General features: G+C 53.8%; 14 protein-coding genes and 1 pseudogene. 8 read left to right on the forward strand and 7 right to left on the reverse strand.

The window, feature by feature from the left end:
• Positions 1-103: 103 nt before the first annotated feature.
• The 4 genes and pseudogenes from AC2FFP_RS21495 to AC2FFP_RS21510 form a co-directional block, all read right to left on the reverse strand.
• On the reverse strand, positions 104-2,554 hold the full coding sequence (locus AC2FFP_RS21495; protein WP_496881494.1) for a tetratricopeptide repeat protein: 2,451 nt from the start codon (positions 2,552-2,554) through the stop codon (positions 104-106).
• A 51-nt stretch (positions 2,555-2,605) separates the two neighbouring features.
• Positions 2,606-3,298 carry a sugar transferase gene (locus AC2FFP_RS21500; protein ID WP_496770285.1) on the reverse strand — a complete coding sequence of 231 codons (693 nt, stop codon included), beginning with the start codon at positions 3,296-3,298 and terminating at the stop codon, positions 2,606-2,608.
• A 461-nt stretch (positions 3,299-3,759) separates the two neighbouring features.
• Positions 3,760-3,952: pseudogene (locus AC2FFP_RS21505) on the reverse strand (IS5/IS1182 family transposase); the annotation flags it as partial.
• A 221-nt stretch (positions 3,953-4,173) separates the two neighbouring features.
• Entirely contained in the window at positions 4,174-5,214 is a 1,041-nt protein-coding gene (locus AC2FFP_RS21510; protein ID WP_496881495.1) for an IS110 family RNA-guided transposase, read from the reverse strand.
• Between the two features lie 303 nt (positions 5,215-5,517).
• On the opposite strand from AC2FFP_RS21510, the gene AC2FFP_RS21515 reads away from it, so the two are divergent.
• From AC2FFP_RS21515 to AC2FFP_RS21545, 7 genes are all read left to right on the forward strand, one after another.
• Positions 5,518-6,252 (forward strand): VPLPA-CTERM sorting domain-containing protein, encoded by a 735-nt coding sequence (locus AC2FFP_RS21515; RefSeq protein ID WP_496770277.1) that lies wholly within the window; start codon positions 5,518-5,520, stop codon positions 6,250-6,252.
• 689 nt (positions 6,253-6,941) lie between these two features.
• Complete coding sequence (locus tag AC2FFP_RS21520; RefSeq protein WP_496770274.1) at positions 6,942-7,853, forward strand: ExeA family protein; 912 nt, start codon at positions 6,942-6,944, stop codon at positions 7,851-7,853.
• Between the two features lie 43 nt (positions 7,854-7,896).
• Positions 7,897-9,432, forward strand: a complete 1,536-nt coding sequence (locus tag AC2FFP_RS21525) for a GumC family protein (protein ID WP_496770272.1) — start codon at positions 7,897-7,899, stop codon at positions 9,430-9,432.
• A 40-nt stretch (positions 9,433-9,472) separates the two neighbouring features.
• Positions 9,473-10,312, forward strand: coding sequence for a CpsD/CapB family tyrosine-protein kinase (locus tag AC2FFP_RS21530; RefSeq protein WP_496770268.1), 840 nt, complete (start codon positions 9,473-9,475; stop codon positions 10,310-10,312).
• A 105-nt stretch (positions 10,313-10,417) separates the two neighbouring features.
• Positions 10,418-11,830, forward strand: coding sequence for a mannose-1-phosphate guanylyltransferase/mannose-6-phosphate isomerase (locus AC2FFP_RS21535; RefSeq protein WP_496770267.1), 1,413 nt, complete (start codon positions 10,418-10,420; stop codon positions 11,828-11,830).
• A gap of 72 nt (positions 11,831-11,902) precedes the next feature.
• On the forward strand, positions 11,903-13,171 hold the full coding sequence (locus tag AC2FFP_RS21540; RefSeq protein WP_496770264.1) for a nucleotide sugar dehydrogenase: 1,269 nt from the start codon (positions 11,903-11,905) through the stop codon (positions 13,169-13,171).
• Positions 13,168-14,421: a glycosyltransferase family 4 protein gene (locus tag AC2FFP_RS21545; protein WP_496770262.1), complete on the forward strand. Its 1,254-nt coding sequence runs from the start codon at positions 13,168-13,170 to the stop codon at positions 14,419-14,421. Before AC2FFP_RS21540 ends, AC2FFP_RS21545 begins: the two co-directional genes overlap by 4 nt.
• 43 nt (positions 14,422-14,464) lie before the next feature.
• On the opposite strand, the gene xrtD is transcribed toward AC2FFP_RS21545, so the two are convergent.
• Positions 14,465-16,069, reverse strand: a complete 1,605-nt coding sequence (gene xrtD / locus AC2FFP_RS21550; protein WP_496770260.1) for a VPLPA-CTERM-specific exosortase XrtD — start codon at positions 16,067-16,069, stop codon at positions 14,465-14,467.
• Positions 16,070-16,378: 309 nt separating this feature from the next.
• Here xrtD and AC2FFP_RS21555 point away from each other — a divergent pair, with 309 nt between their 5' ends.
• Positions 16,379-17,248 carry a sulfotransferase domain-containing protein gene (locus AC2FFP_RS21555; protein WP_496881496.1) on the forward strand — a complete coding sequence of 290 codons (870 nt, stop codon included), beginning with the start codon at positions 16,379-16,381 and terminating at the stop codon, positions 17,246-17,248.
• Between the two features lie 12 nt (positions 17,249-17,260).
• On the opposite strand, the gene AC2FFP_RS21560 is transcribed toward AC2FFP_RS21555, so the two are convergent.
• Complete coding sequence (locus AC2FFP_RS21560; RefSeq protein ID WP_496845276.1) at positions 17,261-18,637, reverse strand: hypothetical protein; 1,377 nt, start codon at positions 18,635-18,637, stop codon at positions 17,261-17,263.
• A gap of 228 nt (positions 18,638-18,865) precedes the next feature.
• Positions 18,866-19,288 carry a VOC family protein gene (locus AC2FFP_RS21565; protein ID WP_496770254.1) on the reverse strand — a complete coding sequence of 141 codons (423 nt, stop codon included), beginning with the start codon at positions 19,286-19,288 and terminating at the stop codon, positions 18,866-18,868.
• Between the last annotated feature and the right edge of the window lie 6 nt (positions 19,289-19,294).

The raw sequence follows: 19,294 nt of genomic DNA on the forward strand, positions 1-19,294 counted from the left end.
ATAAATGCTTAAGTTGAGAGAGCAGGTTAGCGTGTATCCACGCAGTCCGTAAGACCTGGCAGAGTCGTGGTCCGCAGGTTGTGACCGGAATGCCCCTTGGAATTCAATTATCTGCGCTGTTTGTCGGGACTGTTTCCAATTCCGATGTCAAACCTGCGATCGCAGCCGTCACGGTTTCCAGCAGCGGGGCAGGGGGATCCAGTTCGATGGCGGCTTGGAACGCTTCCAGAGCTTCGGCGTTCTGGTTCAGCGCGGCATAGGTGGCTCCCAGATGGTATTGCACCATCGGGTCGCCAGACAGATTTTGTGCCGCCGGTTTCAGATGAATCAGAGCATCGTCGAAATCGCCCCGGCGATAGGCAATCCAGCCATAGGTGTCCTGAAAAGCAGGTATGTCTGTACCGCGAAGACGGCGTGCTATGGTAAATGCGCGCTCCAAGCTTTCTGCGTCGTCCCTATATGAAGCCAGAAGGCTTGCCAGGTTATTGGCAAAAATTGGTATATGGCTGTTTTCGGCGTAGAGTACCTCATACATTCCGATGGCACCGTCAATATCACCGAGTTGTTCCAGTGCTCCGGCTTTGACCCACCGCAGATTAAGGTTGCCGGGCAGGGCTGCCAAGCCTTCAGCCAGGACTTGGGCGGCTGCGTCCGGATTGCCTTGAATGGTTTTCAAACGGTAGAGTGCCAGCCAGACCTGTTCGGTTTCGGGTGCGTCCTCCAAAAGCGCCTGAAAGGCGGCTTCTGCCTCGTCCGGGCGGTTGTGGAGAATCAGGATCGATCCTTTCACGAACCGCAGTGCCGGGTCGTCCGGTGTCTCCTGCAGGGCTTGCTCGACCCGGGTCAGGGCTGTGTTGATTTCACCCTGCCCGATATAGGACCGGATCAGGCCGACCTCGGCCACCTGACCGAAGGTCTGGTCTTGTGAGAGTGTTTCCAGAAAGGACAACAGCGCCTCTTCATTGCCTCGTCCTGCCAGCATCCGCGCCGTGAGGTTGTTCGTGATACCGGCTGTGTCCTCGCCAAAAACGTCCAGTCGGTCGATGACACCCTGAGCCCGGCCCCAGTCTTGCAGATCTACGTACAGTGTCCCGAGGGTCGCCAGCAGCTCGATATTGTCCGGTCGCGCCCGCAACGCATCGATCAGTACGGATTCTGCATTCAGACCCTGTTCGTTGCTGGCCAGAAATGTCGCATACCGCATGGATTCCTCGGGCGCGGCACCGGAAGCTTCGACCGCCAGTGACAGCATCTCGGCCATCAGGTCACGGTTGCCGTCGCGCTCGTGAGCGCTGGCCAAAAGTGTCATCAATTGTGCGTCGCGCGGGCTTTCCCCAAGGGCGGCGCGCAGCAGTGCGATGGCCTCACCGGTGCGGTCATCCTCTATGAGCCAGCGGGCCTTGAGTTTTGCGGCCCCCACATGACGCGCATCCGAGGTTATAACCTCTTCAACCAATGCTTTTGCCTGTTCAGTGCGATCAGTAGCGTTCAGCATGCGGGCCAGTGTGGTTTTGATATTGTTGGTCTCTGCTGAGGGCTCGGCCTTGACAAGGACATCCCGTAGTTCGGCGATAGCGGCCTCGGCATTTCCGTTTTCGTAGGCGAAAACGGCCCGTAGTGACCGGTAGGCGGTGTCATGAGGACCGGTGGTCGCCAAGGCCGCATCCAGCTCGGTCAGGGCGGCCTCGGGGCTGCGATACTCATTGAGGAACCGGATCAGCCGGATGCGGTTGTCGGGAGTCTCTGCATCCGGGTCGACTTCGGCTCGCAGGTAAGCTTCGGCGGCCTCGAAATTCTCGTTTGTCAGATACCAGTTCAGCAACAGCGAAACGACGTTCGGATCGTCGGGAAACTGCCCGGTCATCTGCAGCATCTGTGATTCGATGCCGGCCATGTCGTCCATCTCGTTCAGTACTGCCAGACGCATTGTATAGAGGGGTGTGAAGTCTGGAGATGTTTGTAACGCCGCGTCCAGCGCGTCCAGCGCAGCAGGCCAGTCCTGACCCTGGATCAGTTTGTCAATCACGACCTGATGCGCGCCGATCAGATCCGGGTTCTCGGCCAAAAGCGACCGCGCGGTTTCAAAGGCGGTCGTTTGCGCGGCACTGTCCCTATCACTTGTAGCATCGCGATAATTCAGCACCGCCAGCATAGATCGGGCCCGCGGGTCTTCTGGAGCGATTTCAGCAGCGGCGCGCCCATGACGTTCAACCTCTTCCCAATCGCCGCTTTCTAACGCCATCTCTGCCAAGGCTTGTCGACCTTCCAGATTGTCCGGGTATTGTTCGACCAACCGCAGATACTGACCATATGCTTCGGGGATAGCACCAAGTTCACGCTGCATCTGGGCAAAAGTCAGACGGGCTTCTTTATGTGTGCCATTCAGCTTGAAAACATTGCGAAACTCGATTTTGGCTCGTTCGAAATCGCCGTTTTCCAGATGCTCCAGTGCGGTTTGAAAGTGTTTTTCAGCCCGTTCTTCCGCCGTATCACAGGCGGCCAGAAGACCGAGCCCGAGGATAAGGGCAAACCTCAGTAAGCTGTTTTGCAGCATGCTATTGATCTTCCAGCCCCAGATGCAGGAACCATGCGTTGTCGGTTCGTGTCAGTAACCCGAACAGCGTAGAACAACGCCCACAGTTTTTACAAGAATCGACAGGTCAGTTTTGAATGTCAGACTGTCATAATAGTTTTTGTCAAACCGAGCCCGCGCGGCAAAAGTTGTCTCGTTGCGATCAGAAACCTGCCACGACCCGGTAATGCCCGGGCGCATGGCGTAATAGACCTTTCCGGGATACAGGGGCTTCTGATCTTCCATCATGGGGCGGGGGCCGACGATGGACATATCTCCGCGCAGGACGTTCCACAGTTGAGGCAATTCGTCGAGGGACGATCTGCGCAGGAATTTCCCGATCGGTGTGATGCGGGGGTCATTCTTCAGTTTCTGTGTGCTGTTCCATTCGGCCCGGGCTTTGGGATCAGCAGCCAGATGAGCCTCCAGCCTCTCTTTAGCATTGGGTTCCATGGTGCGGATTTTCAGCATTTCAAAGATTGTGCCATCTTTGCCGATCCGACGCTGGCGAAAAAACGGCGACCTCCCGGTCATCACGATAATAAGCGCGAAGACGGTCACTAAAGGCACAGCAAACGGTGCCACCAGGACAACCAAAACAACGTCAAACAAACGCTTGATGCGATCCCGATAGAATCTTGAAGGCTGTGTCGCGATGCTGTGATGACGAAGCCGCTCGGCGGACGCCGTTTCGGCCGCAGCGAATTCTTTTACATGAGATGTCATAAACAAAATAACCCCAAACACTTACAACAGTCTGCTCAGACCTCGTTGTCACTATTAAATTCGCGCCTAAAACTGGCGCATAACACAAATGGGCGATGGTTCTTTGTAATTTCCCCCACCAAAAGTTTAACAGCTTTAATTTTGTTTTTGCATAAAAATTGAATGACAGAGGTCAGGAAGTTTTTAAGTGGTTATATTTCAATGATTTTCACGTTGAGTAAAGTTTAGGCAGTGCTCCATTCCATGCATGGGCAATCACAGATGTTTCCGTTTTGGGCCCATTGTTCGGGATTGATCAACATTCCAGTCATCATGCCGAACACTTGTGAGAAAGGTTGGAAGACCAATGCACTGAGGTGCCGTACACTGAAAAACGATTGACTTTGGACATGCATCTGTAGGTTTTCGACGACGATGGCATATGGGTGTGCATGCTTCGTTAGGCTCTGTTCCTGATGATTTTTTCTCTCGCTGGCGGCGCCAAACGCAGCTTCATCCAGTGTGTCTAGATACTCACGCACGGCGCGGGGCGCATCTGCCGGATCGATGCCCGCCGCTGACCAAATCTTCAGCGATGCAGTGGGCGACAGTTGTCTCGAACAGATGCCGCAACAATTCGCTCTCACGGAACCGGCCATGCCGGTTCTTGGAAAACCGTTCTCTGATTGCGGGGATGTCAACGGAAGTCGGCATTGTCGCTGCGGGGCACTGTTCTCTCCGAGGTCGACTTGTGTCGCCTCATAATGGCTTCCGGGGGCTGAACGTCTCCATATGTCGAATGCGGGGTATGCTTTGCCCCATGTTCTCGAACGAGATCGATCTGCCTTCCGTCCCGCAGGGACTTCGCGTCCAACCGTTTCCGGCGGATATCTAGATCAGGTAGCGGCCTCCTTGGTCCAATGGAATTCTTCTCCGGTTTTCCAGAGTGTCAACATGAGCACGGCGAGTTTCCGGGCGGTCGCCACAGCGGCCTTTTTGAAACCGCGCCTCGCGGCGAGCCGGACAGCCCAGGACTTCAAAGGCGAATATCGCTTCACACGACTGATCAATGTACTGGCCGCCTCGTACAGCAGACGACGCATGGCGGCATCGCCTCGCTTGGATATGCGGCCAGAATAGTCGACCTCACCGGACTGATATCGCCTCGGCGTTAAGCCCAGGAACGCTCCTACATTTGTTGTTTTAGGAAATCGCTCTGCGTTCTCGATCAGCGCCAGAAAGCTCAAGGCGACAACCGGGCCTACGCCTGGGATCGTCATCAATCTACGCGACAGGTCATGGCGTTTGGCAATCGCGGCAATCTCATCCTCAAGCGCAGCCGCCGCTGAACACACTGCCTCGTGCGAGGGGAGTACATGATCGATGATGACGGCTAGCGCCGGATCGGATTGCCGCGCAACTGACAGCTGATCTCTGAACCGCTGTCGCTGCCGCCCATTGCCGATTGCGGTCAGGCGAATGCCAAATGTCTTCAGGATCCCCCGCATATGAGCCTCAATCTCCATTCTGAGACGCACAAAGCGATCCCGAGCCCCAATGATTGTACGAAGACGGTCCGCATCTACGCTGCGGACGTGAACGGCGGTAAACCAGCCGATCCTGGCCAATTGAGCTAATCCTTCCGCGTCCGAACGATCAGATTTGTTTAGCTTGGCTGATAAAACCTTGTGGGCTGACCTCGCATCAATGCAAATCGCAGGCTGCCCCAAATCTTCAAGTTGCCGCTGAAGCCAGATCGATATCTGTCCGCTTTCATGCACGATCCTCTGCGGCGCCACCTCTTGCTTTTCCAAGGCATCCCGGACGGCCAACGGACAAAAGGGCAAGCTTCTACGCAAGACGACACGCCCCTCTTCATCGACAACACACATGGAAATCTCTTTCAAAGAAACATCCAAACCAGCAAAGTACTTCATGGTCGTTCTCCTCACGGCATTTATCCATGAGGCCAACATACCGGACCTCGCTCGCCACCGGAGAGCGGCCGCCGCAATCACATCATGTCGAATGATCAGGCATGCAGTCAGCCAGATATCCCTAAAATGGAAACAATGATGTTTATGGTGTGATTTTGTGCAGCGTATTGTGCCGGAATGCGGCAGTATGAACAAGTTCATTGTCACTTTCTGACATAATTAATATGGTCAAGCGATACGAGATGCGAAGCGTGTTTTGGCTACCGTTCAATCTCGTTTAACGAGTAAGTCGTGTGAGGGGTTATGAAAGTCTTTCTGCAGAAAGTTGCCGTGGCGGCGACAGCTGTCACAATCGCAGTTGCTGTTCCGGCAACGGCAGCAACATTAAATCTCAATGGACCTGCCGCTGGAGGTTATAAAAAGGTCAAGGTGACCGCTCCAAGCATTGGCTATCATGATACCCGCGTTAACGCCGGTGCTTATGATATGACCGAAACAACTCCGGCACCAAACAATGTTCTTGGCGATTTCGTTGCGTTCTGCCTAGATTTAGCAGCTTGGATCGGGACTGGAACGGGATATGATTACAAAATCACGAAGACGCCATTCTCGAACAGCGTTGACCTAATTTCTAATGGTGGGCTTCAACGCATCCAGGCGATTTTTGATGCGAATTACAGCCAGTCCGTTGCCGCTGACAACAGGACAACATCGGCTGCTTTCCAGGTAGCTTTGTGGAACGCCGTCTACGATGATGACTGGACCGTCACTGGTGCAGTCGGAGACGGCTTTAATGCCGTAGGTAAATATGGGGGGGTCAATGGTGTGATCACCCAGGCTAACGCTTACCTTGACGCGGCACAGAACTATACTGGTGACAAGAAATGGCGTCTGAGCTTTCTGGAAAGCACTGCGCAGCCATATCGTTACCAGAACCTGGTTGCCGTGGCACCGGTGCCGCTGCCGGCTGCCGGATTCATGCTGCTGGGTGCATTGGCTGGTTTCGGCCTATTGCGTCGACGCAGATCGACCGCCTGATTTCAAGAATTTTTTTGAATTATCAAGGGGCTGCCATAGAGTGGCCTCTTTTTGATGCAATAGTTACTCCTAACGGGAGCGCGGTGTACCGGAAAACTGTTGCGACAAAAGTGGATTTTCGGCACATTTACTCTACTTATGAGGGTGGCGCGCTATCTTTGTAGCTTGGAGTGTTCCGATGGGAATTCTGGTGTTGGCAGTAGTGACAGGTTTTATCGGTGCTGCCATAGCATTCCTCTCGGGTTATGGGGCATTCGCGGTAATGGGTGTATATTGTCTTACCGGGCTGGCCAGCATCCTTTTGGTTGCATTGCCAGTAATATGGCTATGCTCGCTGCGTAAGAGATATACCCAAAACACCTATGGAGAGTTAAACTCCGAAGTATAAATCCAGAGTTTGAAATGAAGTAGTTTTGGTATGCTCATTGGTTTGTTGTCGTACAGTGAACGAAGGTGTGCCTTGCTGTAAATTGTTTCTGTGTGATTTGGTGCATCTCCTTAAAATTGCCTGAAATTGATGCCACACATAAGTTAACAGGGGTCTGAGCGTGATAAAAAGAGGTAGACGGTTGTATTAATAGCCCTGCCGGGCCATGTCAGTGTGGAGTGTACGCGGTTCTGGTCAGGCTTACCCCGATCATATCGCAAAGGTTTGTTGTGTAGATGGTTTTAAAAGTTTCTGGGTCACCATGACGACGGGTGATCTCTATATCGAACATTTTGGTCTCAGGGAGCGGCCTTTTACATTGTTGCCGGACCCGGGTTTTTTGTATTGGTCCACACAACACAAGCGCGCTTATTCGATCCTTGAATTTGGCATCATCTCTAAAGCTCCGATTACATTGATCACGGGTGAAATCGGATCAGGTAAGACGACGTTGCTACAAAAGCTGATCAGCCAGATCGATGACGATATCACGATCGGATTGGTCTCAAACGCTCAGGGTGGGCGTGGAGAGTTGTTACAATGGGCGCTCAACGCGCTGGACGTGCCAGCCACTCCAAGGGCACCCTACGTACAATTGTTCCAGACATTGGCGAATTTTCTGATTTCCGAATATGCCGAGGGGCGACGGGTTGTCCTGATCTTCGATGAAGCGCAGAACCTGTCGCGAGAGGGGCTGGAAGAAATACGAATGCTGACCAATATCAACTCTAACAAGGACGAATTGATTCAATTAATTCTGGTTGGTCAGCCCGAGTTGCGGGACGTTGTACTGCAGCCAAAGATGCGTCAGATGGCGCAGCGGGTTGCGGCCAGTTTTCATCTTCCTCGCATGGATGCGGAAACGGTTGCTGGCTATATCGAACATCGTTTGAAGGTTGCAGGCGGTACAGGAGAGGAATTTTCGGCCGAGGCCTGTGACCTTATTCATGCGGCGACCGAAGGTGTGCCACGGTTGGTGAACCAGATCTGCGAGTTTGCAATGCTTTATGCATGGAGCGAGGAGCTTCATTTGGTCACCTCGCAGATTGTGAGAAGCGTGCTGGAGGACGAGGTCTGTTTTGGTGCTATTTCTGTATCTGAACCGGAGGAGGCGGGTCAGGTGCTGAAGCTTGGAGCTCATCAAAAAGTGCCGCCGGAGGAAAAAGCAGGATGAGTAGTATTCGGACGCAGATGAACGGAAAACGGGAAAACTGAACGTGGATTTTCGTTACTACTGGTCGATTTTTGTGCGGCGTTTGCCCTATTTCCTGATAGTGGCCTCGGTGATTAGCGCGGCCTCGGTCATCATCGCGATGACTCTGCCGCCGGCTTACGTGTCCAGCATGAAGCTGATTGTGGAATCGCCACGTATTCCGGATGAGTTGGCTGCGTCGACGGTGCGAACACCGGCACCGGAGCAGCTGCAAATCATAGAACAGAGGCTGTTGACCCGGGCCAACTTGCTGGAGATAGCCAATCGGCAAAATGTCTTCGAAGACCCCTCTGTTATGACGGCTGATAGGATTGTGGCGGGTATGCGGGTCCGTACAGTCATCAAAATACGCACAGGTCGCAACGAAGCTGCGCTGATGGAAATTAGTTTTGAGGGACCTTCAGGCGCAAGCGCTGCGGGTGTTCTCAACGAATACCTAACACTGATCCAGAAGGAAGACGTGCAGTCTAGAACGGGGCGCGCTACCCAAACGCTCGAGTTTTTCAGAACAGAAGTAGATCGGTTGAGCGAGACACTGGCTGAACGCAGCGCCCAGATTTTGGCTTTTAAAACCAAAAACGCGGGTGTGTTACCGGATACACTTAATTTCCGACTGAATCAGCAGACTCTTCTGCAAGAGAGGTTGGCACAGCTGAACCGAGATTTGGCTGTGCTGAATTCGCAGCGCAGCCGGTTGATCGATATCTATGAGACAACTGGTCAGGTTTCGGGAAACCGCATACCTAATCAGACCCCTGAGCAACTGGAACTGGTGGGCCTGCGCCGGGAGCTCAATCAAGCCCTGGCGATTTATTCCACTACCAATCCGCGTGTTAAGCTTCTTGAAGCTCGTATCAAACAGCTTGAGGAACAGGTTGATTCAATGCCGCAACTTGTAGAAGAGAGCGAGCCGCAGTCCGGGAATCCGTTGTTGGATGTTCAGTTGGCGGATCTGGATTCCAGAATTGCAGCTTCCGAAGAACAAAAAATTGATTTGAATCTGCAATTAGACGAACTGCGCCGGACTATTAATCAAACGCCGGAAAAACAGATCCGGCTTGATGATCTTGAGCTCGACTACCAGCATATAGAGGGGCAGTACAATGTTGCGGTCGAGAGCTTGGCCCGCGCCAGTACAGGTGAGCGGATTGAAGTGACGGCGCAAGGTCAGCGCATATCTGTGATAGAACCACCAGTCGCTCCAAGTAGCCCGACCAAGCCTAATCGGATGATGATCGCCGGTGGTGGCAGCTTTTTCGGTATTTTGGCTGGGATTGGCCTAATTGTTTTGCTGGAGTTGCTGAATCGGACTTTGCGCCGGCCAGAAGATTTGGTTGCAAAACTGGATATTACGCCACTGGCGACTATTCCCTATATTTCGACCTCTGGAGAAGTGATGCGTTTCAGGGTGCTGAGGTTGTTGCGGGTGTTTGTCATTGTGGTCGGCGTGCCAGCGGCTGTTTATGCGGTTCATGTATTCTACCAGCCTCTGGATCTGTTGGCTGAGCGGGTTATGGACAAAATTGGTATCCGGTGGTGAGACGAAACGGACAGTCTTTGTCCTGGAAGGATAGTGCTGAATGGAAAAACTGCAGAAAGCTATAGAAAAAGCACGGTCACAGAGAAACAAGAAGGCGTCTGCTCAGTCCGATGTTGTACCGGAGAAGGCTATCCAAGAAGAGGTGTCTACAAACAGAACTACTGATCCCTGGTTTGACCTGACGCCACTCGATATTTCCAAAACAGATATCAGTCAAAATCGGCTTGTCAGCTACGACGGCGGTGCCGCAGCAGGGCCTTATGATATGTTGCGTACACGCATATTGCAGCAGGCTGGCGTCAATGGTTGGAAGAGGGTAGCGATGGTTTCTCCACACAGTGCATGCGGTAAAAGTACCACTGCCGCAAACTTGGCTTTCAGTTTCGGGCGGCAGACTGATTTGCGCACTGTTGTTTTGGATTTTGACCTGCGTCGGGCAGGTTTGTCCTTGATGTTGAAGCAGGACTGTCAATGCACGATGGGTGACATTCTGCAAGGCAAGGCGTTACTTTCTGACCACGGGTATAGAGTTGGGGAGAACGTGGCGCTGGGGTTGAGCCGTGGGGCCGTTACAGATGCAGCTGAAATTCTGCAAAGCCAGAAGGCCAGCGATGTTATTGCGGCAATTGAGGCAGAATTCGAACCCGATCTTGTTTTGTTTGATATGCCGCCGTTACTGGCGGCGGACGACAATTTTGGATTTCTCAAAAACGCTGATTGCGCTCTGCTGATGACGGAAGCTGAACGCACGACGATTGATCAGATTGATGTGGCTGAGCGTCAATTAGCAGAACTCACCAACGTGATGGGCGTGATTATGAACAAATGCCACTATACTGACAGTATTTACGGATATGGGTACGGTTATGGGTACGGTTGATGTGCCACTAGGAATGTACGGATTGGTGAGTGATTGCGAGGACGTTTCCGTTGGTACAATCTAGTTTCAATAAGAGGTGCATTCGTTAAATTTGGAGTATGTTAAATGATTTATCCGGTCATTCTTTGTGGTGGTTCGGGAACCCGACTGTGGCCCAGTTCGCGGCGTGCGTATCCTAAGCAGTTCGTATCTTTTGACGGTCAGCAAAGTCTGTTCCAGAGCGTCCTGTCACGGCTTTCCGGACCGGAATTCGATGCGCCAATCTTTCTAACCAACGAGGATTTCCGTTTTCTGGTGGAAGATCAGGCCGTTGCTTTGGGCCTGTCGGATGGTCAGGTCATCTTAGAGCCCGCTGTGCGTAATACCGCACCTGCTATTCTGACTGCGGCGTTGAGTCTTGAGAAAATACCTGATGCATTGATGTTGGTCGCACCTTCGGATCATCTGGTGCACGACACTCAGGCCTTTCTCGACGCCGTGGCTGTGGGGGCCAAAGCGGCTCAGGGCGGGGCGTTGGTCACATTCGGGGTGGTGCCGGACCGCCCTGAAACAGGGTACGGGTATCTGCGGCTGGATGGTGTGGTGACGCCCGGGCAGCCTGCCCCGCTTGCAGAGTTTTGCGAAAAGCCGGACAAGGCGCGAGCAGTCCAGCTGTTGCAAGGTGGCAATGTGCTGTGGAATGCGGGAATGTTTATGTTCCGTGTCCGCGATATCATTGCGGCCTTCGAGGAACATATGCCGCAAATGGTGGCACCGTGTCGTGCGGCTCTGTCGCAGGGGGAAACGGATTTGGGGTTTTTCCGGTTGGCGGCGGACCCTTTTGAGGGGATTGATCCGATTTCGATCGACTATGCGATTATGGAAAAGGCCCGGAATATCGTTGCTGTCCCGCTAGAGGCTGACTGGTCTGATCTGGGCAGTTGGGATACTCTGCATGCGACCCTGCCACTGGATGAGAACAGGGTCGCTCAGGTGGGGGCGGCCACGGCGATTGATTGCCAGAACACGCTGTTGCGCAGCGAAGATGCCAATATCCAGTTAGTAGGCCTTGGGTTGAAGAATATTGCCGCTATCGCAATGCGTGATGCGGTACTTGTTACCGATATGGACCGGGCGCAGGACGTTAAAAAGGCGGTTGGCGTACTGAAAGCGAACAAGGTGGCGCAGGCCGAGGACTATCCCCGCTTTCACCGCCCCTGGGGTTGGTATGAGACCCTGTGTCTGGGGGATCGGTTCCAGGTCAAACGGATCATGGTCAAACCGGACGGTATCCTGAGTCTGCAAAGTCATGTGCATCGGTCTGAGCATTGGATCGTTGTGGCCGGCACGGCGCGTGTGACCGTGGGCGAGGAGGTGAACTTGCTGACAGAAAACCAATCCGTTTATATCCCGCTGGGTGCGGTGCACCGAATGGAAAACCCTGGCAAGGTGCCGATGTATCTGATCGAAGTGCAGACCGGGTCCTATCTGGGTGAAGACGACATCGTACGGTATGAGGATGTTTATAACAGGGGGTGACTAGGCGGGCGCGGGTCATCCGGCCGCTTCATTTTAGGTTGATTTCGAGTTTCCAGAATTAGGTAGAATTTAATGAAGGTTGCGGTATTGGGTCTTGGCTATGTCGGATTTACGGCGGCCTGTTGTATTGCCAGTGAAGGTCACGAGGTCATCGGGATAGACGTGAGCCAGAAAAAGGTGCGTCAGATCACGGCCGGCCAGGCTCCGATTGTGGAGCCACGTGTGCAGGAGATGCTGACCGAAGGGGTCACGGCAGGCCGGATTTCAGCGGATGTGACGATAGGGGCGCATCTTGATGGGTGTGATCTGGCTATTGTCTGTGTCGGCACACCCTCAGCTGCGGATGGATCGCACAATATGGGGTTCATCGCAGATGTGACCCGGCAGATAGCGATGGCGCTGACCGCTGACCGGGTACACCCGTTGGTTGTCGCCTATCGTTCGACGTTTCGCCCTGGTACTGTCGAGGAACTTGTTCTGCCAATCTTCGAGGCTGTTCTGGGAAAGGCGATGCAAAACCGGGTCGAGGTGGTCTATAACCCTGAATTTCTTCGTGAGGGCAGCGCAGTCGAAGATTATTTCAACCCGCCAAAAGTGGTGATCGGAACCCGGGATGGTGCTTCCAATGCGGTGATGGGTGCACTGAACGCCAATATTGAGGCCCCTACATTTACCGTCGGCTACCGCGAGGCGGAAATCACAAAATTCGTCGATAACAGCTGGCATGCGGTCAAAGTTGCCTTTGCCAACGAGGTCGGGCGTGTTTGTCTGGCACAGGGTATTTCAGCTCGGCAGGTGCATGAGATCTTTGTCTCGGATACCAAACTCAACATTTCACCCTATTATATGCGGCCCGGCGGGGCATTTGGCGGCTCGTGTTTGCCCAAGGATGTGCGGGCGCTGCAGTATATAGCCGCGGATACCGGGGCAAACCTGCCGCTGATCAACAGCCTGCTGGGATCAAATGAGGCGCACAAGCACCGCCTGTTCGAATATGCGGTTGAAGGGCTGAAAAAACCGGCGCGTATTCTGCTGGCCGGGCTGGCATTCAAGGCTGGAACGGACGATCTGCGTGAAAGCCCAAATGTTGATCTGGCTCGCAAACTTCTGGCTGCGGGGTACGAGTTGGATATTTATGACCCGGGCATTGATGCCACCAAGCTGGTCGGGGCCAATCTAGGCTATGCCTACAGCCAGTTGCCGGTCCTGGAACGTCTTCTGGTCGATCGCACCCACGCCGAGACAACGCGTTATGACCGGGTTATCGCGTCAAATGCGACGATTGAAGCGCTTACCTTGTCAGGTAACCCTGAGATCCGCCATACAGGTCAGTTACCATGAAAGACGTTGATTTGGTTGAAACACCCCGTATGGATGCGGCCCGGCAGGCAAAACCGCTTGCTGGTCGGCGTGTGCTGATTATCGTCGAGAACCTGCCATTGCCTTTTGACCGACGGGTCTGGCACGAATGCCGTACGCTCTGCGCTGCCGGTGCCGAAGTGGCGGTAATCTGCCCAACGGGTAAAGGGTATGAAGCCCTGTATGAAGAAGTTGATGGCGTGCATATTTATCGTCACAATTTGCCGATCGATGCAAGCGGGGCGCTTGGATATCTGGTAGAATACGGGGCAGCGCTGTTTCAAGAGATGCGGTTGGCATTGAGGGTCGCCCGCCGGCACGGGTTTGATACTTTGCAGGCCTGCAACCCGCCCGATCTGATCTTTCTGGTGGCCTTGCCCTTCAAGCTTTTTGGCAAACGGTTCATCTTCGATCACCATGATATCAATCCCGAGCTCTACGAGGCTAAATTCGGCAAGCGCGGTTTTTTCTGGAAGCTCATGGTACTGTTCGAACGCTGGACATTTCGCAGCGCCGATGTGGTGATATCGACCAATGAAAGCTATCGGGAGATAGCACAGGAGCGCGGCAGGATTGCGTCTGAGGATGTATTTGTTGTGCGCTCGGGCCCCGACCTCAATCGGCTGATTGTAACGGCCCCCAACCCCAAGTGGCGCAACGGGCGTGCGTATATGGTGGGCTATGTGGGAGTTATGGGAGATCAGGAAGGGATCGATCTGTTGCTCGATTCTGTGCGGATCATAGTAAAAGACCGTGGCTATGATGTGCAGTTCGTGTTGGTCGGCGGCGGCCCGGCGCTGGACGGGCTGAAGGCGCAGGCCGAGGGGCTGGGGCTGGGCGACCACGTGACCTTTACTGGGCGCGCGCCTGATCAGGACCTGTTCGAAGTGCTGTCGACGGCGGATGTCTGTGTGAATCCGGACCGGGTGAACCCGATGAATGATAAATCCACCATGAATAAAATTTTGGAATACATGGCGTTTTCAAAACCCATCGTACAGTTCGACGTGGCCGAGGGGCGCTATTCTGCAGGACGGTCTTCGCTGTATGCCGCGCCTAATGACACGACCGACATGGCCGACAAGATTCTCGAACTGCTGAACGACCCGGAGCAATCGGCCGAGATGGGTCGCTTTGGTCGTGCCCGGGTCGAAGCAGAACTGGGCTGGGATCATCAGGTGGACGCACTGATCGGTGCCTACCGAAGGGTGGCGGAGAAAAAACCGCTCTGAAAAGAGCGGTTTCTGTTGTCTGGTTAGGCGGGAATTGTGGAAATTACATCGGCACAAACCTTGGCAGCTTCGACAAGCTCTGCCCAACAAAGCCCAGTAATCTGGCATCCGCGTCAGCCTCGGTTTCGTCTTCGCGGATCGGGGTAACATAGCGCACTAGCGCGCCGTCGGTTCGACCCATCGTCAGACCATCTACCACCACCCCGATCTTGGCGGCGAAATCGTTGGTTTGGCGTTTGCCGCGCTGTTCGAACCAGTAATAGACTAGCTGCTTTTGCAGGCCTTTCTGAATGACCGCGCGGTTCACCTCGAACGCGCCATAGGCGGGGACGCCCGGGTCGATCCGATAGGGCTCCAGGCTGAAGATTTCCCATCCACCTACCGGCAGGCAAACCTCGGGCGAATGAATGCCGTCGCCTTCGGTTTGTTTGTCGTAGAAGGCGACGAACATGTTGATGTAGCCATTCTGTCCAGGCGCGGCATAGGTGGTGTTAAGGTAATCGGTCGCGCCCAGTACTCGTTCGACATCCGGGTCCAGAAGCGCTGCCGACCCCGACCAGTTCCCCAATTGGCGTGGATAAAGTGCAAAGGGGCTGCGATCGATCGGCTCTTTGTCTGGGTTGGGTTGCATAACCCAGGCTACCGATACTGCCAGTGTGAGCAAAGCGCCTGCTGCCAGGGCGCGCGAGGGTCGGATGGCAAAAATGCGTTCGCCCACTTTTAGCAGGCCACGGGTATCCAGATCAATTGCCTCGGCCAGCGGTTTGGGGTTTGGCGTCAGGCGCTGCAGTGTGACAGCCATGGCGAACAGGATGGCGATACATGTCAGGAAGATCACCCAGCCTTCAAAGAAATGCAGAAACCCTTCGGCCATTTCGATTCCATGGTGATTGACCAAAACCCCGATCACGCCGATGCGGATCGAGTTCATCAGCACGGTCAGTGGCGCGGCCGACATCAACAGCACCACCTTGTGCCAGACCGGACCACGATAAAGCAGGGCGAAAAGATAAGAAAAACTAAGGATTGGGAACAGATAGCGCAGACCTGAGCAGGCCTCGGCCACCTGCAGCTTATAGACGCCCAGATCGATGATATTCCCGTCCAGATAGACGGAAACGCCTGCCTGCTGCACGAACCAGACCCCTATGACCGAAGAGATGCCTTGTAGGAAGATTGTCAGCTTCCAGTAGATGAAATTCGGCAGGGGCAGCATGAAGACCAGATGCAGCACCGGCAACTGATGCCGCCGCCCGATGTTCCAGCCAAACACCGTCAGCACCACACCGCCGGTCCAGATGATCATGGCATAGGTGACAATGTCGGGGACGCTGGCAAGATTGCCCAGGATTGCCACAACCAGCCCGAACGCAATCACCAGGATACCGGGCCAGCGGTCCCTGACCTCGCCCGGCGGGGGCGGGTAATTGCGCATCTCCCGCAGGAACAGATAGAGAGAGATAACCGGGATCAGTGGGCCGTGGCTGTATTCAGCGGTTGCCCAGGCCTGACCCAGCGACACGATACCGATCCAGAAAATCGGGATCGAGCCCAGAACCAGCAATGCGAACCAGAACAGCCCGACGGGATTGAAAATCCTGTCGCGGCCTATCCGATCGGAGTTTTCCGCAGACGTCGTAATACTCACCTGTTTCCCCTGATACTCGTTACGAACTGTACTGGCGGGAGTTCCGTCTCCGATCTTAACGAAAATTGGCGGGCAAAGGCTACTCAAACTGAAGTGATAAGGCGTTCCGCCGTATCCTGGTTTTGGTCACACGTCCATAGTTTCCAATATTGAAGTTATTTTGCCAAAATCGGGAGAATGTCCAAAAAATAGTGTGGGCGGTCTGGAATCACTGTTCGTCCTCTTAAGACAGGTTAGATTGCGTTATGGTGGATTTCTATTTTTTCTCGGACGATTGATTTGCAGGATAATCTTCAGGATCGAAAAATCATGACCGCAGCCGGATTCGGGCCGCCGGTCCGCCGTTCCCGGATGGATCATCTGCGGCGCGAGGTATCAAACTTTATCAAAAAGAACAGGGGCTTGTTGATAAACCCGGAATTCTGGTCCTTGCTGGGCCGTCTGACCTCCACCCGGATGCGGGGTGCGGATGTGCCAGAGGAAATCCCGGTTATGTTTGTGGCGACCCATCATAAGGTGATGACGACCTATTTTACGGCGGTGCTGCGCCTGTTGGGTTATGGCCTGAACCTGCCTTATCAAAAGGTACATATCGAGCATCCTGATCCGCATTCGCGTCTGGTCATGTCGATGCATGGCAAACTCGATCTGCCGCGGCTGGCTCCCTACCGGGGTGTGCACGTGATGCGCGATCCGCGCGACATGATCGTGTCAGGTTATCACTACCACAAATGGACCCATGAAGCGTGGGTGCATCGGCCGGATGAGAACGGACAGACCTATCAAAGCAAGCTGAATGCGGCCAATACGTATGACGGTTTGTTCATGGAGATAGATCACTTCATTTTCTTCTACCGGGATACATTGCTGAACTGGGATACGGGCGATCCGGATATTTTTGAGGTGTCGTTCGAAGACCTGATGGGCGAAGGCCGTGCCGACATCTATCGCGACATGTTCAGCCATCTCGGGTTCGAGGGGCGGAATCTGGACCTGGCCACTGACCTGATGCGGCTGTTCGAGGCCAAGAGCCGGAGTGGAAAAAAGACCGGGGGTGTCGCCCGGAAATCTCACCTGCGCAGCGGCAAATCCGGACAGTGGCGGAAAGAGCTGGAGCCTGATCACGTCGCCTATATTGAGCGCGAACTGGGTCCGGTGTTGCGAAAATTCGGATATTGATCAGCTGCTGTGTCAAGGGCGCAGGATAAAGTCCCGGCCAATGGTGAAAAAAACGGCATGAGATTGCGCACGCGGGTCTGTCAGATCTTCACGCATCCGATAGCGGTACCCGGTATTCAGCGCCCAGTCTTCTGTCAAGGTGTACTGGTAAGAGGCACTAAAATTGGCTCGATCAATTGTGTCCGTCACCTCGTCGCTAATCGTATATCCAGCGTTGAGACTGATTCCCGAAATGTTATTAATTTCGTAAAAATAGCCTAGAAATGCGGCGGTTCTGATGACGTTCCCTTTCTCCTGATCAAAGTCTACCGACCGGCGGATTTGTGCGCTGATTACGCTCCTTGGTAAGTTTTGGCTCCAATTCAAGGATCCGATAGGGGTAGCGTTGTCCAGTTCAGAGTCCGATACGCCGATTGTGAATGATAACTCCCCGGCGGGCAATGCCATGTTTCTGCTGATTAAGAAATTACGGATATCACCGTCGTCAGTCACGATCTGTTCGATTTCGGCTCCGATGGAGCCATCAGGCATATCTCGCTCCAGCCGTAGTCGCCCTGTGGGTCCATCGGTTCGTGTAACGACTCCGAATTCTCGCGTGTCGATAGTGGTATAGCCGAGACCGGCCTCAAAGCGCCAAATTGGTGACAACTCAACGTTCAGATCGAAAAAGCCCGTAGTGGTTTCACGCCTAGTCTGTTCGGTATTTTCAGATTCAAAAAGCCGATAATCCAGCCCCAATGTACCTTCTACCACTGGGGAAAGCCGCAGGAATAAGTCTGTCCCCAGATTGAACCGGTCGTTGTCGTTCAGCCCCGGATCGGTGGTGTCCGTATATCTGAGCGCAAGGTAATCGGCGTCGAATGCGGCGCCAATTGGCGCATCCTGTCCAAGCTCAAGCGAAAGCCCAGTCCTGTAACGTTCCCTGTTACCGGTGCCATTCAGATCATCGAGATCTGGTGGCAATTCAATTTCGCCCTCGTCATTTCTGAACTCCTCTAGCGGTCGTAGAAACTGGATATTTGATTGAAAATAACTGGTATTGAAACCAAATGCAGATTGTGCGCCTTCGCGGCCATAGTCTAGCTGAAAGCGCTGATTGTCCCAACCCGACTCGGCACCTGGTCCGTTCACGGCACGCAGCACGCCGGAAGCAGACACACCGATCCGGTCCAAAGGAGTTTCATGGCTGAGGTCGAGAGATAATCCGGTGGAAGCAAATGTGGTTCTGCCAGCACTGACCGGATCGAGTTCGAGGTTGTCGTCGGTTTCAAGGCTTTGATTGAAGCCGAAGACCAGTTCTGTCCCGTTTTCCTGGGCTGAAGCAGGCAACAAACAGCAGATCGAACATGCGCTAACCGACAAGGTGCGATAAATTAGATGCCGTTTCACAAGTGCCTCAGTCTTACGTTTAGTTACCGCTCTGGCCACCGCATACGTCATTGTTTTTCTGGGGTAGCCTGTTTTCTTATTGTTATGCTGCCTGTTTACAGTTTCGAACGCCCTTCGTCGCCAAAAACTTCTTCCGCCGGCGTATTTGTGTCCGGTCGTATTGTGACTGCAACATTTTTGGAGCCGGTTTCAGGCCGACCTCTTAACAGCCCCAATGGGGTTTAAGTCTCAGGCGCTGCCATCCAGTGGCTGAACATATTCCACCAAAACGCCGCGTGTAGCGATTGGGTTGATGAAATTACACAGGAAATTCCCGGCGCCCTTAACCGGGTTTTCCTGCAACATCGTGACATCCCGGGCGGCGAGCTCTTTTTGCAACGCCAGAATGTCCGGTGTTTCGAACGCATAGTGATGCAGCCCCCCGGCGCCACGGTTGAACCGGGCAAGCGATCCGCCGGTTGGCACTACAAGCTCCACGGCGGTGCCATTTTCGGGCGCTGTACAAAAAAGGCACCAGCATTCGAATTCCTCGACATAGCCGCGGTAGTCTTCGGTATGACCAAACAGCGACATGTAATTTTCGGCACTTTCCATGTCTGGCTGCACGATTCCCACATGGTGCAAACGGAGGGAGTTCTGCATTATGGTCATGATCGT

This window comes from Ruegeria sp. YTSC004, assembly GCF_059609805.1.